The sequence below is a fragment of the Kitasatospora sp. NPDC048722 genome (genome assembly GCF_040650235.1).
Taxonomy (GTDB): Bacteria; Actinomycetota; Actinomycetes; order Streptomycetales; family Streptomycetaceae; genus Kitasatospora.
The window spans coordinates 21,107-45,924 of record NZ_JBEZGX010000058.1; the positions used below are offsets into that span (position 1 = coordinate 21,107).

The following is a 24,818-nucleotide window of genomic DNA, read 5'->3' on the forward strand; positions in this document are numbered from 1 at the left end:
GGGACTAGAGGAGCGAGGAGCGCTGAGACGTGTGCCGGCGTTACGACTTGGAGGCACCGGCGGTCAGGCCGGTGACCAGGTGTCGCTGCACCAGGTAGAAGAAGACCGAGGACGGGATCGCGATCAGCACCGCGGTCGCGGCCATGAAGTTCCACTGCGCGTCGTGCTCGCTGACGAAGGTCTGCAGGCCGACGGCCAGCGTGTACTTGTCGGAGCTGAGCATGAAGGTGGAGGCGAACGCGACCTCGGCCCAGGCGGTCAGGAAGGAGTAGAACGCGGCCACCGCCAGGCCCGGGCGGGCGAGCGGCAGGACCAGCCGCCAGAAGGTGCCGATCGGGCTGAGCCCGTCGACCCGGCCGGCCTCGTCGATCTCCACCGGGATGGTGTCGAAGTAGCCCTTCAGCAGCCAGGCGCAGTACGGCACGGTGGTGGTCGAGTAGACCAGGATCAGGCCGGTGTAGCCGTCGAGCAGGCCGAGCTCGGACAGGATCGTGTACATCGGCACGATCAGCACCGCGATCGGGAACATCTGGGTGACCAGCAGCGACCACATGAGCGGCTTGTGGCCGGGGAACTTCATCCGGGAGACGGCGTAGCCGGTGGTGGCGGCGACCATGACGCCGAACACCGTGGTGATGCCGGAGACCAGGAAGGAGTTGCCGAACCAGGTGAAGAAGTCGGTGCCGAACAGCACGTGGTCGTAGTTCGACAGGGTCAGCTTGCCGAGGATCGCGCCGGGGTGGAGGTAGTCCGTCTTGTCCGGGCCGAGGGAGATGTAGAGGATCCACAGCACCGGGAACAGGGCGATCAGGCTGGCGAGGATCAGGGCGCCGTGGGACAGCGCCGTGACCAGCGGGCTGCTCTCGCCGCGGCGGCGGACCTTGGCGGGCCGGGTGGCCGGTGCGGGGCGCGCGGCCGGGGCGGGGGCTTCGGTGGTGGTGCTCATCGGGGGTACCTGCCTTCGTGGGTCAACTGGGTCCGGGGCCGCAGCCGTTGGCCTGCTAGCCGTTGGCCTGCTCGTTGCGGGCGAGCCAGCGCCGGTAGAAGGCGGTGAAGACGATGAGGATGGACAGCAGGATCACGCCGTACGCGGCGGACTGCGCGTAGTCCCGGGGCTGCTGGCCGAAGCCGAGGCGGTAGGCCCAGGTGACGAGCAGCTGGGCGTCGGAGCCGCCGCTGGTGCCGAACAGCAGGAAGATGACGGCGAACTGGTTGAAGGTCCAGATCACGCCGAGCAGGACGACGGTCGAGGAGACGGTGCGCAGTCCGGGCAGGGTGACGTGGCGGAAGCGCTGCCACGGGGTGGCGCCGTCCATCTCGGCGGCCTCGTACAGCTCGGCCGGGATGGACTGGAGGCCGCCGAGCAGCGAGATCATCATGAACGGCACGCCGACCCAGGTGTTGACCAGGACGGCGGCGGCCTTCTGCGCCAGCGGGTCGTCCAGCCAGCCGGGCTGGGGCAGGTGGAGGGCGGAGAGCAGGCCGTTGACGGCACCGCCGTCGGCGAGCATCAGGCGCCAGGAGAACACGGTGACGAAGGTCGGCACGGCCCACGGGAGGATGAGCAGCATCCGGTAGACGGCGCGTCCGCGCAGCTTCTTGTTCAGCAGCAGGGCGAGGCCCAGGCCGATGGTGTAGTGGAGGACGACGCACAGCACCGTCCAGGTGATGGTCCACACGAAGTGGGACCAGAAGCGGTCGTACGAGCCGGGGCCCCACAGGATGTCGGCGTAGTTGTGGAGGCCGACGAACTTGTAGCTGGCCGGGATGTGGTTGACGCCGATGGTGCGGGCCGAGTTGAGGCTGTTGGCGTCGGTGAGGGTGAGCCAGACGCCCTCGACGAGCGGGTAGAGCACGAGCACGCCGAGCACGAGCACGACCGGGGCGGTCATCGCGTAGGCGTACCAGTGCTTGGCGTAGGAGCGCTTGAGGCGCTCCAGCGGGCCCGGACGCTGCTCGCGCGGCCGGCTGCCCTTGCCGGTGGCGCCCTGCACGGCGACTGACATCGATTACACCTTCTCGGGGGAGGTCTCGGGGAGAGCGGGTCCGGCCGCCTCGGGAGGAGCGGGTCCGGCCGCCGGGCCCGCCGGGGTGAGGGACGTGGGGGTGTCCCTCACCCGCGGCGGGCCGGGCGGCTGACGACTACTTGGCGAAGCCCGGGAGGAGCTTGGCGTAGTCGGTGGCGACGGTGTTCAGCGCGTCCTGGGTGCTGGTGCCCTGGACGGCCTTGCCGAGGTTGGTGCCGAGCGAGGCGAACAGCGAGCTGTACTCGGGCAGTTCGGGGCGCGGCTTGGCGCTGGCGAGGACGGCCTGGAAGCCGGCGATGCCCGGGTCGGCCTTGACGTCGGCGGTGAAGGCGTCGGAGCGGGTCGGCAGGGTGGAGTTCTTCTGCGCGATGAACGCCTGGCTCTCGGCCGAGGTCATGAAGGCGGCGAACTTCTCGGCGGCGGCCTTGTGGGCGGCGTCGGAGCCGGCGTAGACGGAGATGTTGTGGCCGCCGGTCGGGGCGCCGGCCTTGCCACTGGAGCCGGCCGGGACGGCGGCGATGCCGAGGTTCTTCTTGTCGGCGAAGGCGGAGCCCTTGTAGATGTTGGTGATCTCCCAGGGGCCCTGGATGATCGCCGCGACCTTGCCGCTGTTGAAGGCGTCCATCATGTGGGCGTAGGCGTCGGTGGTGACGTCGGCCTTGACGGTGCCGGGCGAGGTGAACATCGACTTGTAGGTCTCGATGCCCTTGACGGCCTCGGGCGAGGTGACGGTGATCTTCTTGCCGGCGGCGTCGACGGTGTCGGTGCCCTCGCCGAACAGGAACGGCATCGCGTAGTAGCCGTCGGCGGCCTTCAGCCAGAAGCCGTCGACGCCGTCCTTGTCCTTGATGGTGGCGGCGTCGGCCTTGAGCTCGTCCCAGGTCTTCGGGGCGTCGGTGATCCCGGCCTTGGCGAAGAGGTCCTTGTTGTAGAGCAGGCCCAGGGTGTCGGTGACCAGCGGGACGCCGTACAGCTTGCCGTCGTACTTGGCCTGCTGGACGAGGCTGGGCTGGAAGGCGGAGGTGTCGGCGGCGGCGGGGGTGCCGTCGAGCGGCTCCAGGTAGCCGGCCTTGGCGAAGGCCGCGGTCCAGCCGACCTCGGAGCGGAACACGTCGGGCGCGCCCTTGGCCCCCATAGCGGTCTGCAGCTTGTTCTGCGCCTGGTCGAACGGCACGTTGACGAAGTCGACCTTGATGGTCGGGTTGGCCGCCTCGAACTTCTTGACCAGTTCCTGGTAGTTCGGCGCCTCGTTGGTGGCGTTCGAGGTGTCCCAGTACGTGAGGGTGACCGGCCCGTCGGCCTTGCCGTCCGAGCTGGAGCCGCTGCTGCCACAGGCAGCCATCGAGACCGCGAGGGCCACAACGAGGGCAGAGGCCGCGATGCCACGCCGCATGAGAACTCCTTGGGAGGGTGGGGGTGCCCGAGATGTTCGGAGACAGGCGCATAATGGCTGCCTCGTGCCGACTGCACCTTCGCTGCCGTCGGGCTGGAAGGAAGTTAACAGCGGGCGAAACGTCACGGAAACCCCTTGCAGAAACTTTCTGCAAGAAACGGCGATCGTTACAGCCGCGTGTCCTGGATGTTGCCGCACGGTAGTGGACAGCGTCCGGCTATGTCCGGCTTTGACCGTTGCACTCCATCGGCCTGTGGCCTGGAACACCACCCTGCGTGGCGGAAAGCCGCTTGCAGGAGACTCGGTGGCATGCGCATCAGACCAGCCGTGAAGGACGAACTGCCCCTGCTGAGCGAGCTGGAACGGGCCGCCGGAGCCCCGTTCGCCGCCATCGGCATGCCGGAGATCGCCGAGGACGAACCCCCGACCCCCGGGGAACTCGCCCGCTACCTGACGGACGGCACCGCCCTCGTCGCGGTCGACGACGGCGACCGCCCCGTCGGCTACCTGCTCGCCGAACCGGTCGACGGCGCGTACCACGTCGAACAGGTCTCGGTGCACCCCGACCACGCCCGCCGGGGCATCGGCCGCGCGCTGATCGAGCACCTCGCCGCCACCACCGACGCCCCCGCGCTCACCCTCACCACGTTCGCCGACGTCCCGTGGAACGCCCCCTACTACGCCCGCTGCGGCTTCCGCCCGCTCGCCGACGGCGAACTCACGCCGGGCCTGCGGGAGATCCGCCGCCGGGAGGCCGGGCACGGCCTCGACCGCTGGCCCCGGCTCTGCATGCGCCGGGACCTGCCGGCCCGCCCGGTGGCCGGGGACTAGTTCGTCCCGAACCGCAGGACGGTCGTCGAGCGGAACTCCTTCCCCGGGCGCAGCACCGTGCTGGGGAAGTCCGGGTGGTGCGGCGAGTCCGGGAAGTGCTGCGTCTCCAGCGCGATCCCGGCGAACGGCCCGTACGCCACCCCGCTCGCGCCCGTCACCGCGCCCTGGAACTTGTTGGCCGTGTAGACCTGGACGCCCGGCTCGGTGGTGAGCACCTCCAGGGTGCGCCCGCTGACCGGGTCCTCCAGCAGCGCCGCCCGGGCCGGGGTGCCGTCGGCCGGGCGCGGGCGCAGCACCCAGTTGTGGTCGTACCCGCCGGGCCCGGTCAGCTGCGGGTGCTCGTCGTGCACGGACTTGCCGATCGGCCGGGCCGTCGTGAAGTCGAACGGCGTGCCGGCCACGGGTTCGATCCGCCCGGTGGGGATCTGCCGCTCGTCGGCCGGGGTGTAGGCGTCGGCGTCGAGGGTGAGCAGGTGGCCGAGGACGTCGCCGCTGCCTTCGCCCGCGAGGTTGACGTAGGCGTGGTTGGTGAGGTTGACGACGGTCGGCTTCGTGGTGGCGGCGCGGTAGGCGATGGTGAGCTCGCCCCGGGCGTCGAGGGTGTAGGCGACGGTGACGTCGAGGGCGCCGGGGAAGCCCTGGTCGCCGTCCGGGCTGTGCAGCCGCAGTTCGACGCCGCCCGGGATCTCGGTGGCGGCCCACATCCGGTTGGCGAAGCCGTCGGGGCCGCCGTGCAGGGTCGTGCCGCCGCCAGTGGGGGCGAGCGGGTGGTCCTCGCCGTCGATGGTGATCCGCGAGCCGTCGATCCGGTTGGCGTAGCGGCCGACGACGGTGCCGTAGTGCCGGGCCGGGCCGAGGATCTGGGCCAGTTCGTCGGTGGCGAGCAGGAGTTGGGCGCGGCGGCCGACGCGGTCGGGCGCGGTGAGGGTGTGCAGGGTGGCGCCGAGGGTGAGCACGCTCGCCTCGTACGGGCCTGCGGTGAGCGTCCAGCGCTGGATCGCGGCGCCCGCGCCCGAGGCGTCGAGGGGTTCGTGGCGCACGCCGGTGGCCTGAGTCGCCATGCCCTGCTGCTCCTCACTGGCGGCCGGGGTGGGTGCCGCGGTCGCGCCGAACGGGGTCGGTCCGGGGGTGTCGCCGGGGATCGGCCGGGAATACGGTCAGGAAGCCGGCTGCGGCCGCCCCGGTGTGCGTCAGCCTAACGACGGGGACGGCCGCGGGAGCGCTCCCGAACCCCCGCGCGCCGCCCGAGCGCTTCCGTCCGCCGGGCGCGGACGCCCGGCGGCGAGGGCGGCCTGAGTTGAATGGCACGCCCTAGTCGCCCGCCTCCTCCTGCTCCGCGTCCCCGGTCGGCCGGGTGGGCTGAGCCGGCGTGGTCGGCCGCGTCGGCCGGGTGGCAGGCGGCTGGCCCGGCAGCCCGAGCGCGGTGGCGAGGCCGTCCGGCCCGCTGCCCGCCTTCCGGTAGACCGCGGCCAGGCGCCGGTTGACCAGGCTCAGCTGAAGCCCGAGCTCGTCGGCGATCCGCTGCGGCGGAACGCCCCGCACCGCCAGCTGGGCGACGTCCCACTCCGGCTGGCTGAGCGCCTCGCGGGAGGCGCGGAAGTCGCCCAGGCGGTTGGGCCGCAGGCCGTAGTTGGCGAGCTCCCGGCGCGCCTGCTCGACCAGGCCCTCGGCCGAGCAGTGCTGGGCCAGCTCGATGCCCTGGTACAGGTACTCCTGGGCGTCCTCCAGCCGCCCGACCCGGCGCAGCGCCGCCCCGAGCTCGACCAGCGCGACGGCGTGCTCGTAGCCCGCCGGGGACTGGCCGAGGTAGGTCACGGCCTGCTCCAGGAGCTCGACCGCCTGCTGGCCGTCCTCGATCTGGGCGTGCAGCCGCAGCGCGGTGCCGATCGCCGAGGCGGTGCCGAAGGTCCGGGCGTCCCGGACGGCCTTGTGGGCGTACTCGCGGGCGCGGTCGGGCTCGTCCTGGGCGATGGCGACGGCGAGGTGGCCGGCCCACGGCGCCCAGACGGTGTTGCGCCAGCCGCGGGCCTCCAGCTGGGCGCCGGCCTCGGTGAGCGCGGCGGCGGCGCCGGCGTGGCGCCGCTTGGCGACGAGCAGCTTGCCGTACAGCGAGGGCGCGTCGGGCAGGACCATCGCGGTGTCGTGGTACGGCGGCTGGAAGCCGAAGCCGGTGGCGAGGTCCCAGGCCTCCTCGACGCGTCCGCGCGCGAGCAGGGTGTCGACGAGCACGCCGACGGCGTCCCACGCGAGCGGCAGCTTGGGGGCGATCCGCTCGGAGAGGCGCAGGGCGCGGCGCAGGAAGTCCTCGGCCTCGGCGAGCAGACCGCGGCGGAAGCGGGCGAGGCCCATCAGGAAGTAGGCGAAGCCCCGGTGGGCACCGCTCCACCCGGCGACCTCGAACTGGACGATGGCGTCGGCGAACAGCCGCTCGGCCTGGGCGATGCGGTCGTTGTACGTGTAGGTGAGGCCGAGCATCGCGGGCAGCTCGAAGCCCCAGGTGCTGTCGGTCCAGCCGAGCCCCCTGGGCAGCCGGCCGGCCTCCAGGACGTCGTCGGCGTGGGCGAGCGCGTCGGCGGAGGGGGCGCCGCGCAGGGTGAGGTCCCAGGCGCGCATCGCGAGGACCGCGCGGTCGGCGGGCTCGCGGCCGGTGAGGCCCTCGCACATCTCGCCGAGCCGCCGGGAGCGGCCGGGGCCGTCCTCCTCGGACTTGCGGAAGGCGTGCCACATGAACGAGGCGGCCTGCAGCCGCTGCCGGCCCGCGGCGTCGTCGGTGGCGGCGACCTCCTCCTGGCACACCAGCGCGGCCTCGCGCAGTTCGCCGCTGTGCGCGAGCACTTCGGAGAGCCGGAACGTGGCGTCCACCCGCAGTTCGGGGCGCAGCGGCCCCTCCTCCGGGTCGAGGGCGAGCTTGAGCTGGTTGACGGTGGCGACGGGGTCGGTGAGCAGCGCCGAGCAGCCGAGTTCGTAGAGCACCTCGGCGCGGATGCCGTCGGCGGGCGGCTCGTTGAGGGCGCGGTGCAGGCAGCGCTGAGCGGCCTCGGGGGCGCCGATGAGCAGGTGTTCGGCGGCGGCCTTGCGCAGCTTGCGCACGGTGCGGTCGTCGCCCTCGCCCGCGAAGGTCTCGACGAGGTGGCGGGAGGCGGCGAGCAGGCCGAGCCCGGCGTTCTCGATCTCGGCCGCGGCGACGCCGTGCATGCCGGTGCGGGTGGCCTCGGGCATGGTGTTGTAGATCGAGCTGCCGATCAGCGGGTGGACGAACTCCAGGTTCCCGTTGGGGGTCTGGGTGAGGACGCGCTGCTTGCGGAGCTGCTTGATGGACTCGCGGGCGCCCTCGGCGCTCTGGGTGGAGATGCGGGTCGCGAGGTCGATCCGGATGTCGGTGCCGAGCATGGCGCAGGCCCAGGCGAAGCGCAGGGTGCTGGCGCCGAGCCGGTCGAGCCAGGTCTTGAGGGTCATCCCGTTGGCGTCGACGGCGAGTTCGCGCAGCTGGACGGAGTTCTCCTCGACCGGTTCGAGCTCCTGGTCGCGGACCTGGTCGAGCAGGGCGATGGCCTCGTAGGGGTTGCCGTTGACGACGTTCCAGAACTCGTAGCAGAACGCGTCCTCGGCCTTCTCGCCGAGTTCCGCCCGGATGATGTCCGTGACCGAAACGAGGGACAGGCGGTTGAGCTCGTGCCGACGGGTGGCGAGCTTGAGGACGGTGGAGTGGTGGGGGTGGGCTTCGGGCTGCCAGTCGTGTTCGTCCTCGCGGAACGCGAAGACGAGCAGGACGGGCAGTTCGCGTGCACGGACGGCGAACTGGGTGAGCCAGGAGAGGGATTCCAGGTCGGCCCAGTGCAGGTCGTCGACGATCATCACCAGGGGCGCGCTGCGGGGCGCGAGCTGGGTGAGGACGTAGTCCAGTCCGTCGCGCACGCCCTGCGGGTCGAGCCGGCGGGCGCCGGCCTTGGGCTGCTTGAGGCCCATGGCCGGTCCGACGACCTCCTCCCAGGTGCCCATGACCTGCCGGAACTCGGCCGGCGCAAGAGCGGTGAGCGCGGGCTGCAGGAGCTGGCGCAGCACGTGGTAGGGCTCCTTGACCTGCTGTTCGCCGCCGCGCGCGAACAGCACGGTGGCGCCGTCGCGGAGCTTGGCGGTGCGTCGCACCTCGTGGAGCAGGCTGGTCTTGCCGATGCCGGGGCGGCCGGAGATGGTGAGGAGTTCGCCGATCTCGGTGCCGCCGGCGGCGAATTCGCGGCACAGCTTCTCCACGGCGGTCTCGGCGGAGCGCAGTTCCGCGTCGCGGTCGCGCAGCCTGACCCGGGAAGCGGCGCCGTCCCCGTCCCGGCCGGGGCCGGTTCCCGCCCGAAGTCCGTTGCCCTGCTCGGTCACGTCATGCCTCCGCCGCTCCTGCTGACTCCCTGGTCGTGTGCCGAGGTTAGCGCCGCGGGGGGCGTGCCGTGCGGCATTCGCGCAGGCTGAGACGGACGGTGAGGGTTCGGACCGCTTGCCAAGGGCAATTGCCCTATATCCCTAACGTCCGATCATTACATCAGATACCCTACGGCCCGCGAGGCAAAGATGATCTTGCCCCTGCCACCCTCGCCCTCGAAGCCTCGCCGCGTCAACTCCCCCCACGAACCGCGTCCGAACCGTTAGCGCCCCCACCCTCCGCTGCACCGGGAGTCCGATGTCTGACGACACCTCACTTCAGATCCCGTTCCCGCACCGCCGCAGTTCCCACATCCCGCACGCCGCCACGCTGCACCGCGACTGGCTCCACCGGCACCCGCTGCTGGCCGACGCCGACCGCCCCGGGTACGCCCACTGGGAGATCGTCGAGCTCGCCGCCCTGGGCTACCCGGACGCCGGGCCGGACGAACTCGCGCTCGCGGCCGACCTGATGGGGTTCTACTTCCTCTTCGACGACCAGTTCGACGGCCCGCTCGGCCGCCGGCCCACCGAGGTCGCCCCGATCTGCGAACGGCTCATCGCGGTCCTGCACGGCGCGCGCGCCGACCAGCGCTCCCCCGTCGAGACCGCGTTCGCGGACCTCTGGGACCGCAGCGCGCGCGGCATGCCCGCCCGCTGGCAGGCCCGCGCCGCCTACAACTGGGAGTGGTACCTGGCCAGTCACCCGGCCGAGGCCGCCGGCCGGATCTCCACCCGGCCGCCGGACCGGGCCGGCTACCTCGTGCTCCGGCGGGGGACCGCGGCCATGGAGACCATCTTCGACATGGTCGAACGACTCGGCCAGTTCGAGGTGCCGCCCGCCGTCCTGCACCACCCGGTGCTCCGTCAGCTGCGCCAACTCGCCGCTGACATACCCTCGTTGAGCAACGACGTGCGGTCCTTCCCGCTGGAGGCCCCGCGCGGCGACGTCAACAACCTCGTGCTGATCGTCCAGCGCGAGCGCCACTGCTCGGCCGAGGAGGCCTGCGCGGTGGTCCTCGACGAGGCGCAGATCATGGTGGAGCGCTGCGGCGAGCTGCACGCCCAGCTCCCGGAGGTCTACCGCGAGCTCGGCCTGTCCCGGGTCGAGGCGAGCATCGCCCAGCGGTACGCCGACGGGCTGCTCACCTGGCTGGCCGGCTACCAGCACTGGGAGTCCCGCACGGGCCGCTACCACTCCGTCTGACGCCGCTCAGTCCGGCACGGCTCCGCCTGACGCCGGACGCCCACCGGCACCGCACCAGGGCCGCCCGCCTCTCCCACAGCGCCGCACCCGCCGCCGGCGGGGCGCCGCAGGGCGGCCCCGGTCCGGCGCGGCCCCGAACCCCCGGGGCAGCCGCACACCCCTGACCGCCGTGCACCCCTGAGCACTGTGCACCCGACGCCCGACGCGACGCGCGCCCAGGTACCACGAGGCGCGCGGCCGGGCTCCGGCGATCTCCACAACGGCCGGAACGCGCACCCTCCGTACACCAGATCCGTACGGAACGTAGCCGCACCGCGCCGTCGCGGCTATCGTGCTCGGCGGCGGGCGCCCCCGGCGGGCGCCCGCCGCGAGCGCGCGTTCACACCCCTCCCGCCGGACCGCTCCCGAACCGGGCGGTCCGGCCCGCTGCCCGGCCGCAGGGCGCGGGCAGCGCCCGACGTCGCGAGGAGACACCAGAGCATGACGGTCTACCAGCCGCCCGGCACCCCCGGCAGCATCGTCGCCTACCGTCCGCGCTACGACCACTGGATCGGCGGCGACTGGGTGCCGCCGGTGCGGGGCGAGTACTTCGGGAACCCGACCCCGGTCACCGGGGAGGTCTTCACCGAGGTCGCCCGCGGCACCGCCGAGGACATCGAGGCCGCCCTGGACGCCGCCCACGCCGCCGCGCCCGCCTGGGGGCGCACGTCCGCCGCCGAGCGCGCCCAGGTGCTCCTGCGCCTGGCCGACCGGATGGAGGCGAACCTGGAGCAGCTGGCCGTCGCGGAGAGCTGGGAGAACGGCAAGCCGGTGCGCGAGACCCTCGCCGCCGACCTCCCGCTCGCCGTCGACCACCTGCGCTACTTCGCCGGCGCGCTGCGCGCCCAGGAGGGCGGCATCTCCCAGCTGGACGAGGACACCGTCGCGTACCACTTCCACGAGCCGCTGGGCGTGGTCGGCCAGATCATCCCGTGGAACTTCCCGATCCTGATGGCGATATGGAAGCTCGCCCCGGCGATCGCGGCCGGCAACGCCGTCGTCCTCAAGCCCGCCGAGCAGACCCCTGCCTCCGTCCTGCTGCTCGCCGAGCTCACCGCCGACCTGCTGCCGCCCGGCGTCGTCAACATCGTGACGGGCTTCGGCGAGGAGGCCGGCGCCCCGCTCGCGGCCAGCCCCCGCATCCGCAAGATCGCCTTCACCGGCGAGACCAGCACCGGCCGGCTCATCTCCCGCGCCGCCAGCGACAACCTGATCCCGGTCTCGCTGGAGCTCGGCGGCAAGAGCCCCAACGTGTTCTTCGAGGACGTCGCCGATGCCACCGACGCCTTCTACGGCAAGGCCGTCGAGGGCTTCGCGATGTTCGCCCTCAACCAGGGCGAGGTGTGCACCTGCCCGAGCCGGGCGCTGATCCAGTCCTCGGTCTACGAGCGCCTGCTCGCCGACGGCCTGGAGCGGGTGCGCGCGATGCGCCAGGGCAACCCGCTCGACACCGAGACCCAGGTCGGCGCGCAGGCCAGCGCCGAACAGCTCAAGAAGATCCTCTCCTACTTCGACATCGGCCGCGCCGAGGGCGCCAAGGTGCTCGCAGGCGGCGAGCAGGCCGACCTCGGCGGCGCCCTGGCCGGCGGGTACTACGTGACGCCGACGGTCTTCGAGGGCGACAACCGGATGCGGGTCTTCCAGGAGGAGATCTTCGGCCCGGTGGTCTCCGTCACCCGCTTCGACGACTTCGCCGAGGGCGTCGCGCTCGCCAACGACACCCAGTACGGCCTCGGCGCGGGCGTCTGGACACGCGACCTCAACACCGCCCACCGCGCCGGCCGCGCCATCCAGGCCGGCCGCGTCTGGACGAACTGCTACCACGCCTACCCGGCCCACGCGGCCTTCGGCGGCTACAAGAACTCCGGCATCGGCCGGGAGACCCACAAGGCGCTGCTGGAGCACTACCAGCAGACCAAGAACCTGCTGGTCAGCTACTCGCCCGACGAGGTCGGCTTCTTCTAGCCCCCCACCCGGGATCCCGGGATCTCGGCCAGGGATCCCGGCCAAGTCCCTCAGCGGCCGGACCGTCGCGGGTCGGGAGACCGCTCCCGGTCTCCCGATCCGCTGCCACTCCCCGTGACATCAGGGCAAAAACCACCAAATCGCCCATTTGTTGATCCAAGCACATGAATGCGTGAATTTCGCCGACGCGCCGCCGACATGCCCGGACACGCCCGGCGAACGTCGTACACAGGGGCTCCCGTCCCTTCCACCCCGGGAGCCCCGATGACCATCTCCCCCGCCAAGCTCTCCGACCCGACCGTGCGCGCCTTCGTGACGGCGATCAACGCCGGCGACCGCGACGCCTTCCTCGCCGTCCTCACCCCGGACGCCACCATGTCCGACGACGGCTCCGACCGCGACCTGGTGCAGTGGATCGACCGCGAGATCTTCGAGCCCAACGGCCACATGGACGTCCAGACCGAGGCGAACGGCGGCCACGCCCTCGTCGCCAACTTCACCAACGCGACCTGGGGCGAGATGCGCACCGCCTGGCGGTTCACCGTCGACGCCGGGAAGATCAGCCGCTTCGAGACCGGCCAGGCCTAGGCGGCACCGCCCGTCGAGCCGGGGCGGTTCCGGCCCGCTACCCGTCGAGCCCCAGGCATCCGCGCACGGCGCGGATGAGGTTGCGCGAGCGGACGTCCCCCGTGACGCCCGGCTGCATCCCGTTGGTGACGTAGCCGAAACCGAGCCCGAGGTCCGGGTCGGCGAAGCCCAGCGAGCCGCCCCGGCCCGGGTGCCCGAAGCTCGCCCGGGACGCCATCGGCGCCGTCGGGCCGTGCCGCCAGAAGCCCAGGCCGAACGTGGAGTTGACGATCAGCACCCGGTCCGGGCCGTTCACCGCCGGGCCGACCGCCCTGGCCAGCACCTGCGGCCCGAGCAGCGGGGCGCACGTGCCGCCCGAGCCGTCGTGCCGGTCCGCCGCCCCGACCAGCGCCGCGTAGAACCGGGCCAGCGAGCGGGCCGTCCCGATGCCGCCGGCCCCGGGGATCTCTGCGGCCTGCACCGCCGGGTCGTTGAGGTCCACTCCCGGACGCACCGAGGCGAACGAGCGGGCGGTCAGCGAGGACGGGTCCTGGTAGGCGTTCCGGACGGACTGCTTGGGCCGCAGCCGCAGCCCGCTCGGCCCGGTCCTGGCCGCCTCGGGGGCGGGCAGGTCGACCAGCCGGCCGACACGCGGCGCCGCGCCGGCCGGCAGCCCGATCCACAGGTCCAGGCCGAGCGGCCGGGCGATCTCCTCGGCGAAGTACCGGCCCACCGTGCGCCCGCTCGCCCGCCGCACCACCTCGCCGACCAGCCAGCCGAAGGTGTACGGGTGGTAGCCGTGCGCCGTGCCGGGCTCCCAGGCGGGCTCCTGCGCGGCCACGGCCGCGGCCGCCCGCTCCCAGGTCAGCACGTCCTCCAGGCGCAGCGGCACGTCCAGCGCGGGCACCCCGGCCTGGTGCGAGAGCAGCCAGCTCACCGGCACCCCGCCCTTGCCGGCCGCCGCGAACTCGGGCCAGTAGGAGGCCACCGGTGCGTCCAGGTCGAGCTCGCCCCGCTCGGCGAGCAGGAGGGCGGTGGCGGCGGTCAGGCCCTTGGTGACCGAGCGCAGCACCTGCGCGGTGTCCGCCGTCCAGGCGACGGCGGGCGCGGGCCGGCCACCGACCTCGGGCCGGGCGTCGCCGCCCCACAGGTCGACCGCCTTGCGGCCGCGCACGTACAGCGCGAAGGCGGCGCCGAGCTCGCCGTACTCGCGGAAGTTCCGTGCGAAGGCCTCCCGCACCGGCTCGAAGCCCTCGGCCGTCTCGCCCCAGATCTCCACCATCGCGCGCCGTCCTCAGCTCGTCCGGCCCGATCTGGCCCGACCGCAGCTGTCTGTACGTGTGTCCGAATGTGTTCGCGCCCGCGTTCGAACCGGGCCCGGAAACCCTAACCTGTCCGTCATGACCGACCCTGCCGCGGTGGACCCCGCCGAAGAGCTGCTGGACGTCGTCGACGAGCACGACCGGGTGACCGGAACCGCGGCGCGCGGGGAGGTGTACCGGCGGGGCCTGACCCACCGGTGCGTCTTCGTCCTGGTCCGCGACCCGGCCGGGCGGATCTTCGTCCACCGGCGCACCGACACCAAGCTGTTCGCCCCGGGCGCGTACGACATGTTCGTCGGCGGCGTCGTCGGCTCCGGCGAGACGTACGGCGAGGCGGCCGTCCGCGAGGCCGAGGAGGAACTGGGCGTGAGCGGCGTCGCCCCGCGCCCGCTGTTCAAGTTCCTCTTCCGGCAGGACCACCTGTCCTGGTGGTGCGACATGTACGAGGCCGAGTGGGACGGCCCGGTCTCCCCGCAGGAGTCCGAGGTCGCCTGGCACGACTGGCTGACCCCCGCCGAACTCGACGCGCGCCTCGCCCGCGACGACTTCGTCCCCGACGGCCGCGAGGCCTACCGCCGCTACCTGGACTTCCACGCCGCATAGGGCCCGTTGCGCCCGCCGGATAGGGTGGCGCGCATGGCCTCCCGTACGCCGTCGCCGACGGCCGCCCACACCGGACGGACCACCGGCCCGGACCGGACCCCGGCGCCCGCCGCGCCCGCCGCGGCGGCGGGCGAGCGACCGCGCCGCCGGCTGAGCGTCGACGAGCGGCGCGAGCAGCTGATCGCCGTCGCGCTGGAGCTCTTCAGCGTGCGCCCGCCGGAGGAGGTGTCGATCGACGACATCGCCGCTGCCGCGGGCGCCTCCCGTCCGCTGGTCTACCACTACTTCCCCGGCAAGCAGGCGCTGTACGAGGAGTCGCTGCGCCGGGCCGGGCGCGAGCTCGCCGGGCGCTTCGAGGAACCCCCCGAGGGGCCGCTGTCCGAGCGCCTCCACCGCGTGATGGGCCGCTACCTGGACTTCGTCCAGAGCCACGGGCCCGGCTTCGCGGCGCTGCTGCGCGGCGGCTCGGTGGCCGCCAGCGCGGGCACCTCGGCGGTGATCGACGAGGTGCGGCGGGCCGCCCACGACCAGATCCTCGGCCACCTCGCCATCCCCGACCCGAGCCCAGGGCTGCGGCTGACCGTCCGCGCCTGGATCGCCAACGCCGAGATCACCTCGCTCGAATGGCTGGCCGAGCGCTCGGTGCCGCTGGAGGAGCTGCAGCTGCACCTGGTGCAGGAGTTCGTCGCCGCCCTGGTCCTCACCGCCGCCCGGGAACCGGCCCTCGGCGCCGAGCTCGCCTCGTTCCTCGCCGACGAACGGCCGGACGGGCCGACCGGGCGCCTCGTGCACGACCTCGCCGGACTGCTCGCCGTGCCGGGGATCACCGAGGCGCTCGGGACGCTCGCCGCGCCGCCCGCGGCACCGGTCGCTTCACCGCCCGCGGCGCCGGTCGCCGACGGGCCGTCACCGCAGGCCGCGGAGTAGCCGGCCCGGGCGGGCCGCAGGACGGCCGCCGGTTCTGCCCCGACGGTGGGCTCTGATAGGAATGACCACGGCCGGGAACAGTCGCGGACCCCGGCGGCGCACCACCGGGCGCGCGCCCGGACCACCGGGACACCGACCGCGGACGCACCAGAGCGGGGGGCTCAACAGTTGACCCAGGACGGCCAGTTCGACAGCCAGTTCGGCGGCCGGTTCGACGACCGGTCCACCGCGGAGGCCAACCCCTTCGCCGCCGCGGAGCAGGTCAGCGCGACCCTCTCCACCCTCACCGACGCCCTCTTCGACGGACGTGCCTCCCGTCACCCGGTGACTTCGCTCGACCCGCGGCGCGGGTCGTCGGACCGGCACCCGGCCGCCGAGGAGCTGTTCGGCCTGCCGCTGGCGCCCAACGGACCGGTGCACGCAGCCGTCGACCGGCTCGGCACCGTCGTCACCGCCGGAACGGCCCGCCCCGGCACCGGCGCGCCGGTCGCGGAACGGACCGTCACCGCCCTCCTCGCCCGCTTCGGCGGCGGCCCGGTGCGCGGCACGACCGCCGACCGCGGCACCGCCTGCGCCGCGCTCTTCCAGCTGCCCGTCACCGGCGAGATCGCCGACCCCAAGCTGCGCCCGCCGTTCGCGCCCGCACTGGCGGCGCTGGCCGGCGGTCAGCAGACCCGGCTGCCCGTCGAACTGGCCACCGGCGCCGGCACCGAGGTCCGCCTGGTCGTCCCGCCCGGCTTCCACCCCCTGACCTCCCCCGACGGCCCCGCGGGCGTCTCGTCCCGCGCGGTGCCGCCGCTGCGCGGAGCGGTCGGCCACGACGCCGACCGGGCCGCCGCCGCGGCCGCCGACGGGCTGGCCGGGCACCTGGCCGAGGTCGCCGAGGAACTGTTCAGTGCCACCGGCTCCGGCCCGCGCCGCGACTTCGCCGTCATCACGGCCGCCCTCGCCGACGTGGTCCACGCCGCGGGCGCCGTCTACGCGGGCGTGTGCGCCCTGGAGGCGGACGGCCGCACCACCGAGGCCACCCTGGTCGTCTCGCTCGCCCGGCACCCGCTGCCGATCACGGCGCTCGCCACCGAACTCGCCACCGTCCGCCGGCACGCCGAGGTGTGGACGGTCCTGCTGCCGGCCGGACCGGCCGCCGTCCTGGTCGAGGGCCGGACGGTCCCCGTGCCCGCGGCGCTGGCCGCCGACGGGCAGCGGCGCTGGGTGGTCACGTCGGTCGTCGAGGCGTTCGTCCCGCTGCCGGACGGCGCGTCAGTGCTCTGCGTCCAGCTCTCCACGGCGCAGCCGGAGGACTGGGACCTCTACACGGAGGCGTTCGCGGAGCTGCTGAAGAGCGTCCAGTTCGGGTGGGACGGCACACCGGGCGTGCCCGCGGCCGTGCCCCTGCCCGCAGGGCGCGAGGCGGCCCTGCCCCTGGACCACAACCCGTTCGCCGCGCTCGCCGATGCGACGGCCGCGCCCGTGGCCGAGGACGCCCCCGCACAGCGGGACACCCCGGTGGCGGTTGCGCCGCCGGACTTCAACCCCTTCGCGGCGATCGCCGACGCGCCGGACCGGAACGAACCGGTCGAGGAGCGCGGGGAGGGCGAGGAGCGCGACGAGCGCCGGGAGGACGTGTCGGACAGCGACCCGGCCCTCCGGGGCACGCCCGTCCGGGTGCCCCCGCCGGACTTCAACCCCTTCGCCCCGGAAACCCTCCCGCCCCTCCCGGAGACCGCCCCGGACGACGTGCCGGCCGACGTGCCCGCCGCGCTCACCGACCCGTTCGGCACGGTGGTGGCCGACGAACCGAGCGACCCCTTCGGCACCAGGCTCGCGCCCCAGCGTCCGCCCGTCCCGCCGCCGCCGACGGTCCCGCCGCGCATCCCCGCCCAGGTGGACGGCCCGGGGCAGGCCCCGACGGACGACGAGGACGAGCCGGACAGCGACCCGGCCCTCCGGGGCACGCCCGTCCGGGTGCCCCCGCCGGACTTCAACCCCTTCGCCCCGGAAACCCTCCCGCCCCTGCCGGGCGACGCCCCCGACGACACCCGCGCCGGCGCCGACACCGCGGCCGCGCCCCCGGTGCCGGAGGCCCGACCGTTCGGCTGAGCCTCCCGCGACGCGACGGTGGCGGTGGCGGCGGACAGATGACAGCTGACAGATTTCAGCGAACGAAATCTGAAATCTGTCAGCTGTCATCTGTCCGCCGCCACCCGTCATCCCCTGCCCGACCGCCGCGCGATCACCGCGCCGATCCCGTCGAGCATGCGCGCCACCCCGAACGCGAACAGCGCGTCCAGGCTCATGTCGATCTCCGGCCCCCGGTTCAGCGCGTCGAACATCGGGAACCGCTCCGGGTCCGCCATCAGCTGGTCCCGCTCCTCGACGTCCTGGCGGTCCATCCACTCGTCCGCGGACATCCCGCTGTCCTGGACGGCCTGTGCCTCCCGCTCGAAGTGCACCGCCAGCCCGCACACGAAGGCCGCCAGCGTGACCGACGCCTGGGCCATCTCCTCGACGCCCAGCCCCAGTCCGGCGAGGGCGGCCATCGTGCGTTCGGTGTGCACGGCCGCGTCCGGTGCCAGCACCGGACGGGTGAACGACATCGTGCCCGCCAGCCACGGGTGCCGCCGGTAGATCCGCCACTGCACCCGGGCGACCGTCTCCAGCGCCTCCCGCCACCCCGCCGGCAACGGATCGGGCAGCGGCTCCTCGCCGAAGACCCGGTCCGTCATGAGCCTCAACAGCTCGTCCTTGCCCGGCACATGACGGTAGAGCGACATCGTCGCCACACCGAGGTCGGTCGCGATGCGCCGCATCGACAGCGCCGCGATCCCCTCCTCGTCCGCCACCCGCACGGCCGTCGTGACGATCCGCTCCCGGGACAGCTCCCGGTCCCCGGTCCGCTCCCCGCCCCGGTCTCCGCCGCGCGACCGCCCCGCAACAGCTGTCCCCGAAGGACCGGTTGACCCGCCCGGAGCGACGAGGGCGGCCGGCGGACCAGCAGTAGCAGGAGCCCCTGCCACCACCGTCCCGACCCCCGGCACCGCCCGGACCAGCCCTTCCTCCCGCAGCCGGCTCAGCACCCTGGTGGCCGTGGCCATCGCGACCCCCCACTCCCGGGTGATCGCCCTGGTGGACGGCACGCGCTCCCCCGGCGCCAACTCCCCCGAGGCGATCCGCCGTCGGAGCTCCGCCAGGATCCGCCCCGACGGCGTCCCGTCCTCCGCCATGCCCAACTCCTCAGCCCACAGCACCGAAGCGAACGATCAGGCCTCGACCGACCCGAGCCGGATCAGCCCGCGCGCCGCGCCAGGTGCACCACGTCCGGCACTCCCCGGGAGACGGGGACCTCGTGCGATGCGACGTCCGAGAACCCCGCCGCCCGCAGCGCCTCGTCGAACGCCGCCGAGGGCTGGGCGCTCCACACCGCCAGCACCCCGCCCGGCTGGAGCCGGTGCCACAGCACCGCGAGCCCGTCGGCCCCGTACAGGGGCGCGTTGCCGTCGGTGACGGTCCAGTCCGGCCCGTTGTCGATGTCGAGGCACAGCGCGTCGTAGCGCTCGCCGTCAGCGGCGGCGAGGTACTCCAGCAGGTCGGTGTGGAGCACCTCGACCCGCTCGTCCTCCAGCGCGCCGCCGGAGAAGGCGCCGAGCGGCCCGCTCCGGTGCCAGTCGATGATCGCGGTCTCGCGCTCGACGATCGCGATCCGCCCCCAGCGCGGCTCGGCGACCGCGTAGGCCAGCGAGAAGCCGACGCCGAGCCCGCCGATCAGCACGGACGGCCGCCCGGCCGCTCCGCCCGTGCGGTCGAGCTCGTCGAGCGCGGCCTGGATCAGCAGCCGCTCCGAGCGGCCGTCGGCGGTGTCCATCAGGAAGCAGCCGTTGGCGATGATCTCGAAGTCCAGCCCGCGCTGGCGCAGCACCACCTCGCCGAACGGCCCCTCGCGCCGGTCGAGCGTGACCACGGCGTCGCGGTCGTTGCGTTCGGGCAGTGCGGTCGGCATGCGCATTCCTCGGCGAACTCGGGTGCGGGACGGTCCCGCAGGACCACTACCCGCCCGACAATACCCAAGGTCGCCACCGTGCCAGCAGCCGTTTTCCTCAGGTCGTGAGCAGCACTCCGGCGTACGAGACGCCCGCGACCATCACCCAGGAGCCGAGGCCGAGCAGGGCGATCCGCCCGCCGGTGCGGACCATGGTCGGCAGGTGGACGGCGCTGCCGAGACCGAACAACGCAGCGGCGAGCAGCAGCTCCTGGGCGTCCCCGGCCACGGTGAGCGCCCGCTGCGGCAGCACGCCGGTGGTCCGCAGGACGATCATCGCGAGGAAGCCCGCGACGAACAGCGGGACGATCGGCGGCCGACTGTCGGTTTTGACCGATTCTTTAGCAGTTTGTCCACCAACGTTCTCTTTGTTCCACCGCTGCCTGCGCCGCACCGCGACCGCGACCCCGGCGACCAGCGGCGCCAGCAGCACCACCCGCATCAGCTTGACCAGGACGGCCTCGCGCAGCGCTCCGGGCCCGCCGGTCTGCGCGGTGGCGACGACCTGCCCGACGTCGTGCACGCTCGCGCCGACCCAGCGCCCGAACTCGACCTCGCCGAGCCCGAGCGGGTGCTGGAGCAGCGGCAGCACGGCGATCGCGAGCGTGCCGCACAGCGTCACGAGCGCGACGGAGGCGGCGACGTCCTCCTCGTCGCTGCCGGAGGCCTGGCTGACCGCGCCGATCGCCGAGGCGCCGCAGATCGAGTAGCCGGTGGCGACCAGCAGCGGCTGGTCCCCCGGCAGTCCGAGCCTGCGCCCCAGCCACAGCGTGCCGCCGAAGGTGGCAGCGACGACGGCGAGCACCATGGCGACGGTGGCCCAGCCGAGGCCGAGCACGTCGCCGAGGCTGAGCTTGAGGCCGAGCAGCACGATCCCGAGCCGCATCAGCCGCTTGCCGGCCGTGGACAGGCCGGGCCGTGCCACGCCGCGCACGACCGGGCGCAGTCCGGGCAGGTGGGCCGCCGCCATGCCGAGCACGACGGCGGCGGTGAGCTTGGGCACGGCCGGCACGGCCGCGTGGACGGCGAGCGCGGCGCCGACGCCAGCGGCCGCGAGGAGCAGGCCGGGGGCGTCGCCACCGAGCGGGGGGAGGGAGCGGGTGCGGGTGGTCCGCTCCCGGAGGGTCAGCGCCACGCCACGCTCACCGCTGCCCGTCGGCGGGCAACCGGTAGACGCGCCGGATGCTGGTGCCGAGGCGCGAGACGTCGGCGCCGTACACGTGGATGGAGATGGCGGTGGTGCTGCACGCGTTGCGCACGAGGTGGATGTCGCCGGGCGGGGCGAAGGCGGCGACGGTGCCGGCCGGGCCGGCCACGTGCTCGGTCTCGACGAGCCGGGCGGTGCGGCCGTCGGAGACGAGCCGGTAGCGGATCTCGCTCTCCTGGCCCTGGTGGACGCCGGCGACGCACCAGGAGACGTGATCGTGGATCGGGGTCTGCTGGCCGGGCAGCCAGACGAGGGCGACGACGGAGAAGCTGCCGTCCTTCTCGGCGTGCACGACGTGCTGCCGGTAGCGGGCGGGGTCGGCCTCGCACTGGGCGGGGGTGAGCAGGGCGCCGGGGCCGTCGGGGTCGGCCGACAGGTGGGGGGCGAGGCGTTCGCCGACCAGGTACGCCGTGAGCTCCGGCGGCAGGCCGCGGTCGACGACGGCGCGGATCTCGCCGATGAGGGCGTTCATCCGCTCGGTGAGACGGTCGCTGTCGACCGTGGCTGAGGCTGTCATGCCAGCAGGTTCGGCCAAGCGGACCTATCACGTCCAACGAGGGATCGTAAGCGGTATTCCAACACATGCTTATAAATCCGCAGACGATCCGCCCCTCGACAACGCCCCGAGCACGCTTCGTGACGGGCCTACGACCGGCCGTGCTCCGGGACCGGGCTCAGCACCCCACCCGGCTCGCCGCCGCCTGCCGCAGGTGATCGAGCACCAGCGCGGTGGCCGGGATCCGCCGGTGCTCGCGCAGCACGTACGCGCTCACGTGCCGCCGCAGGTGCGGCTCGACGGCACGCCCGGTGACCTTGCGGTGGCACATGAACGAGAGCACGAGCGCCGGCATCAGCGCGATCCCGACGCCGGCCGCGACGAGGCTCTGCACCGCGAGGTTGTCGTCCGTCGAGAAGACGATGTCCGGCGCGAAGCCCTCCTCCGCGCACACGTGCAGCAGGTTCGCACGGCAGCGCGGGCACCCGGCGATCCACCGCTCGCGGTCGAGGTCGGCGAGCCGCACGGCGTGCCGGCGCCCGAGCGGGTGCCCGACCGGCAGCAACACCGTGAGCAGGTCCTCCATCAGCGGAATCTCGTCCAGCCCCTCCGGCACGTCGGCCGGGGCGCCGGGGTAGCGGAAGGCCAGCGCGATGTCGCACTCCCCGCGCAGCAACCGCTGGACGGAGTCCGGCGGCTCGGCCTCCAGGAGCTCGACCCGCACGCCCGGGTGCTCGTCGAGCAGTCGCGCCATCGCCTGCGGTATCAGGGTCGCGTTGGCGCTCGGGAACGCGCAGACCCGCACGCGCCCGGTGCGCAGCCGGGCGAGCGCGGCGAGCTGCTGCTGGGCGGCGGAGAGGCTGCCGAGGATCACCTCGGCGTGCCGGGAGAGCGCTTCGCCGGCCTCGGTGAGGCGCAGTCCGCGTCCGGCCCGGGTGAAGAGGGGAACGCCGACGGTCCGTTCGAGCGCCTTCATCTGCTGGGTGATGGCGGGCTGGGTGTAGCCGAGTTCGCGGGCCGCCGCCGAGTAGGACCCGGCCCTGACCACCTCGTGGAACGTCCTGATGTGCCGCGAGTCGAACACCGGCTCCATGGCCCCTCCGCCCGGTCGTCTGCCTCCAGCCTCCGCAATCATAAGAGGAATTTGGAGGTTCTGGGCCTGACCCCGAGCGCACCTATGGTTCAGTTGCGAACCAGCACCCACACCGGCACGGCGGACCCACTCCGGCACGACCGCTCCACCGCCCTGGCCACCCCACCCGCGTCACCCGCCTCCCTGCTGCGCCGACGGCGGGAGCCCCAACGCCACCCCCGCCTTCGCCACCGGTGCCCCACCCCGCACGCTCGGGCTGCGCCGACTGCGCCGCTCGACCCACCGGGCGAGCCAGGAGAGCAGCAGGCACATCCCGATGTAGATCGGCGCGATCACGATCACCACGGGGATGAACGGGAGGTCGTAGTCGAGGTTGGTGGCGATCAGCTTGCCCGCGTGCAGGAACTCCTCGTAGGTGATCAGGAAGCCGAGCGAGGTGTCCTTGAGCGCGACCACCAGCTGGCTGATGATCGCCGGCAGCATCGCCCGGTTGGCCTGCGGCACCAGCACGTAGGCCATCACCTGGGTCTTGCGCAGCCCGAGCGCGTACGCCGCCTCCCGCTGCCCCTTCGGCACGGCGAGCACGCCGGCGCGGAACACCTCGGCCAGCACCGAGCCGTTGTACAGCACCAGCCCGGCCACCAGCGCCCAGAGCGGCTGCACCTTCAGCGCGACGAAGATGAAGAAGATCATCACCAGCAGCGGCATCGCCCGGAAGAACTCGACCACGAGCGTGGAGAACCAGCGCACCACCCGGTGGTCCGACAGCCGCCCGGCCGCGAACAGCGCCCCGAACGGCAGCGCGAACAGCACCGTCCAGCCGAACGCCTTCAGCGTGTAGCCGAGCCCGCGCAGCAGCAGGTCCTGGACGCCGCGGTACGTGAACGGCTCCCACTTCGCGTACGTGAACTGGTGGGTGTGGAAGAGCATGTAGACGACCCACGCGATCAGCCCCGCGATCAGCACCAGCGCGACCAGGCCGTACGCCCGGTGCCGGGCGAGCGCCTTCGGGCCGGGGATGTCGTACAGCGCCGAGGATTCAACGGTCATCGCGACACCGCCAGTCGTCGTTCGAGCAGGTTGAAGACGGCGCTGATGGCCAGGGTGATGATCAGGTAGCCGACGGCGATCCAGACGAACGTCCAGACGATGCTGTAGCCCAGCTCGTTGATGGGCCGGTAGGTTCCCAGCAGCTCGGTGACGCTGAACGAGCCGGCGATCGCGGTGTTCTTCGCCAGCGCGATCAGCACGCTGCCGATCGGCGCGACCACCGAGCGGCCCGCCTGCGGCAGCACCACGAGCCCCATCGTCTGCCCGAAGGTCATGCCCAGGCTGCGCGCCGCCTCGCCCTGCCCGAGCGGCACGGTGTTGACGCCCGAGCGCACCGCCTCGCAGACGAACGCCGAGGTGTAGCAGCCGAGGGCGAGCACCGAGAACGTGTAGAAGGGCAGCGTGATGTCGAACCGCGGCAGACCCAGCACCACGATGAAGAACAGCAGGGTCAGCGGCGTGTTGCGCAGGATCGTCACCCACACCGCGCCGAAGATCCGCAGCGGCTTCACCGGCGAGACCCTGAAGCTCGCGATCAGCACGCCCAGCACCAGCGACATCACGGCGCTCACCGCGAACAGCGAGAGCGTGCCGAGGAAGCCTTCCCAGTAGATCGACCAGTTGTCGGTCAGCGTTTTCACGGCGCGGCCCCTCTCAGTACCGGTCGATCTGCGGCGGGGTCGGCGCGGGCTCCCCGGAGAGGCCGAGGGTCACGTCGAACGCCTTCGTCCAGTCGCCGTTCTGCTCGTGCCGGGCCAGGGCGTCGTCCAGCGCGTACCGCAGCACGGTGTCGTTCTTCGGCGTCCCGATCCCGTACGGCTCGGTCGAGAACAGCGGGCCGACGACCTTGAGCTCGTCCGGCACCTTGGCGGCGTAGCCCAGCAGGATCGCGTTGTCCGTGGTGACGGTGTCGACCTGGCCGGTGATCAGGTTGTCCACGCAGGCCGAGTAGGTGTCGTAGCCGATCAGCTTCGCCTTCGGGTACTGCGAATGGATCCGCTGGTACGGGGTCGAGCCCGCCGCCGAGCACACCTTCTTGCCGTTCAGGTCCTGCGGGCCGTGGATGCTGTTGTCGTTCTTGCGCACCAGCAGCGACTGCCCGGCGACGAAGTACGGGCCGGCGAAGCCGACCAGCTTCTTGCGGTTGCCGTTGATGGTGTAGGTGCCGACGTAGTAGTCCACCTGGCCGTTCTGCAGCGCGGTCTCGCGGTTGGCCGAGGCGATGGTCTTGAACTGGATCCTGTCCGGCGCGAACCCGAGCGAGGCCCCGACCATCTTGGCGATCTCGATGTCGAAGCCCGAGTACACGCCGGTGGCCGGGTTCTTCTGCCCCAGGTACGGCTGGTCCTCCTTGACACCGACCACCAGGTGGCCGCGGCTGCGGGCCGAGTTCAGGGTGGGCGAGCCGGTGATCGCGGCGGCGTCCTGCACCTGGTAGGTGGGCAGGGCGCTGGGCTGCGGGCCCTTGGGCGGCGGGGTGCCGGCCTTGCCGCAGCCCGCCGCCAGCACGGCGAGCACCAGCACGGCGGCGGCCCCGCCCTTCTTCGTCCCGGCCTTCGTCCTCCTGGCCTCCTCCACCGTCCCCGTCGTCACGACCTTCCTCGCGACGGCCTTCCTCGCCATGGCCTTCGTCGCAACGGCCTTC

21 protein-coding genes are annotated in these 24,818 nt (G+C 73.1%); 7 read left to right on the forward strand and 14 right to left on the reverse strand.

Annotated elements, in window-relative coordinates:
* Positions 1–40: 40 nt before the first annotated feature.
* From AB0C76_RS32430 to AB0C76_RS32440, 3 genes are all read right to left on the reverse strand, one after another.
* Positions 41–946 carry a carbohydrate ABC transporter permease gene (locus AB0C76_RS32430; protein WP_359972456.1) on the reverse strand — a complete coding sequence of 302 codons (906 nt, stop codon included), beginning with the start codon at positions 944–946 and terminating at the stop codon, positions 41–43.
* Positions 947–1,001: 55 nt separating this feature from the next.
* The gene (locus tag AB0C76_RS32435) at positions 1,002–2,006 is read right to left on the reverse strand and encodes a sugar ABC transporter permease (protein ID WP_359972458.1); all 1,005 of its coding nucleotides are present in this window, start codon (positions 2,004–2,006) and stop codon (positions 1,002–1,004) included.
* Positions 2,007–2,142: 136 nt separating this feature from the next.
* Complete coding sequence (locus tag AB0C76_RS32440; protein ID WP_359972460.1) at positions 2,143–3,420, reverse strand: extracellular solute-binding protein; 1,278 nt, start codon at positions 3,418–3,420, stop codon at positions 2,143–2,145.
* 309 nt (positions 3,421–3,729) lie between these two features.
* Here AB0C76_RS32440 and AB0C76_RS32445 point away from each other — a divergent pair, with 309 nt between their 5' ends.
* A complete protein-coding gene (locus AB0C76_RS32445) occupies positions 3,730–4,251 on the forward strand; it encodes a GNAT family N-acetyltransferase (protein WP_359972462.1) in 522 nt (173 codons plus the stop codon).
* Here the strand turns inward: AB0C76_RS32445 and AB0C76_RS32450 are convergent.
* Together AB0C76_RS32450 and AB0C76_RS32455 are read right to left on the reverse strand one after the other, a co-directional pair.
* A complete protein-coding gene (locus AB0C76_RS32450) occupies positions 4,248–5,312 on the reverse strand; it encodes an aldose epimerase family protein (RefSeq protein WP_359972464.1) in 1,065 nt (354 codons plus the stop codon). The two genes, AB0C76_RS32445 and AB0C76_RS32450, sit on opposite strands and share 4 nt — an antisense overlap.
* A 250-nt stretch (positions 5,313–5,562) precedes the next feature.
* Positions 5,563–8,622, reverse strand: a complete 3,060-nt coding sequence (locus AB0C76_RS32455) for an AAA family ATPase (RefSeq protein WP_359972466.1) — start codon at positions 8,620–8,622, stop codon at positions 5,563–5,565.
* A 298-nt stretch (positions 8,623–8,920) separates the two neighbouring features.
* Here AB0C76_RS32455 and AB0C76_RS32460 point away from each other — a divergent pair, with 298 nt between their 5' ends.
* From AB0C76_RS32460 to AB0C76_RS32470, 3 genes are all read left to right on the forward strand, one after another.
* Positions 8,921–9,868: a terpene synthase family protein gene (locus tag AB0C76_RS32460; RefSeq protein ID WP_359972468.1), complete on the forward strand. Its 948-nt coding sequence runs from the start codon at positions 8,921–8,923 to the stop codon at positions 9,866–9,868.
* 480 nt (positions 9,869–10,348) lie between these two features.
* Positions 10,349–11,872, forward strand: coding sequence for an aldehyde dehydrogenase family protein (locus AB0C76_RS32465; protein WP_359972470.1), 1,524 nt, complete (start codon positions 10,349–10,351; stop codon positions 11,870–11,872).
* Between the two features lie 264 nt (positions 11,873–12,136).
* Complete coding sequence (locus AB0C76_RS32470; RefSeq protein ID WP_359972471.1) at positions 12,137–12,460, forward strand: nuclear transport factor 2 family protein; 324 nt, start codon at positions 12,137–12,139, stop codon at positions 12,458–12,460.
* A gap of 37 nt (positions 12,461–12,497) precedes the next feature.
* On the opposite strand, the gene AB0C76_RS32475 is transcribed toward AB0C76_RS32470, so the two are convergent.
* Positions 12,498–13,721: a serine hydrolase domain-containing protein gene (locus AB0C76_RS32475; protein WP_359972473.1), complete on the reverse strand. Its 1,224-nt coding sequence runs from the start codon at positions 13,719–13,721 to the stop codon at positions 12,498–12,500.
* Between the two features lie 118 nt (positions 13,722–13,839).
* Between AB0C76_RS32475 and AB0C76_RS32480 the strand changes: the two genes are divergently transcribed.
* The 3 genes from AB0C76_RS32480 to AB0C76_RS32490 all read left to right on the forward strand — a co-directional run bounded on the left by AB0C76_RS32480 (position 13,840) and on the right by AB0C76_RS32490 (position 17,391).
* Complete coding sequence (locus tag AB0C76_RS32480; protein ID WP_359972475.1) at positions 13,840–14,364, forward strand: NUDIX domain-containing protein; 525 nt, start codon at positions 13,840–13,842, stop codon at positions 14,362–14,364.
* 150 nt (positions 14,365–14,514) lie between these two features.
* The gene (locus AB0C76_RS32485; protein WP_359972509.1) at positions 14,515–15,291 is read left to right on the forward strand and encodes a TetR/AcrR family transcriptional regulator; all 777 of its coding nucleotides are present in this window, start codon (positions 14,515–14,517) and stop codon (positions 15,289–15,291) included.
* A gap of 168 nt (positions 15,292–15,459) precedes the next feature.
* A complete protein-coding gene (locus tag AB0C76_RS32490; RefSeq protein ID WP_359972477.1) occupies positions 15,460–17,391 on the forward strand; it encodes a hypothetical protein in 1,932 nt (643 codons plus the stop codon).
* 107 nt (positions 17,392–17,498) lie between these two features.
* Here AB0C76_RS32490 and AB0C76_RS32495 read toward each other — a convergent pair whose 3' ends face one another.
* The 8 genes from AB0C76_RS32495 to AB0C76_RS32530 form a co-directional block, all read right to left on the reverse strand.
* Positions 17,499–18,515, reverse strand: a complete 1,017-nt coding sequence (locus AB0C76_RS32495) for a TetR/AcrR family transcriptional regulator C-terminal domain-containing protein (RefSeq protein ID WP_359972479.1) — start codon at positions 18,513–18,515, stop codon at positions 17,499–17,501.
* A 62-nt stretch (positions 18,516–18,577) separates the two neighbouring features.
* Complete coding sequence (locus tag AB0C76_RS32500) at positions 18,578–19,288, reverse strand: spermidine synthase (protein ID WP_359972481.1); 711 nt, start codon at positions 19,286–19,288, stop codon at positions 18,578–18,580.
* A gap of 97 nt (positions 19,289–19,385) precedes the next feature.
* Entirely contained in the window at positions 19,386–20,456 is a 1,071-nt protein-coding gene (locus AB0C76_RS32505) for a putative sulfate exporter family transporter (protein ID WP_359972511.1), read from the reverse strand.
* 13 nt (positions 20,457–20,469) lie between these two features.
* Entirely contained in the window at positions 20,470–21,051 is a 582-nt protein-coding gene (locus AB0C76_RS32510) for a cysteine dioxygenase family protein (protein ID WP_359972483.1), read from the reverse strand.
* A 157-nt stretch (positions 21,052–21,208) separates the two neighbouring features.
* Positions 21,209–22,114, reverse strand: a complete 906-nt coding sequence (locus AB0C76_RS32515; protein WP_359972512.1) for a LysR family transcriptional regulator — start codon at positions 22,112–22,114, stop codon at positions 21,209–21,211.
* A gap of 180 nt (positions 22,115–22,294) precedes the next feature.
* Positions 22,295–23,173 (reverse strand): amino acid ABC transporter permease, encoded by an 879-nt coding sequence (locus AB0C76_RS32520; protein WP_359972484.1) that lies wholly within the window; start codon positions 23,171–23,173, stop codon positions 22,295–22,297.
* A complete protein-coding gene (locus AB0C76_RS32525) occupies positions 23,170–23,814 on the reverse strand; it encodes an amino acid ABC transporter permease (protein ID WP_359972486.1) in 645 nt (214 codons plus the stop codon). The genes AB0C76_RS32520 and AB0C76_RS32525 overlap by 4 nt, the downstream gene beginning before the upstream one ends.
* A 13-nt stretch (positions 23,815–23,827) precedes the next feature.
* The gene (locus AB0C76_RS32530; protein WP_359972514.1) at positions 23,828–24,796 is read right to left on the reverse strand and encodes a glutamate ABC transporter substrate-binding protein; all 969 of its coding nucleotides are present in this window, start codon (positions 24,794–24,796) and stop codon (positions 23,828–23,830) included.
* Positions 24,797–24,818: the final 22 nt, after the last annotated feature.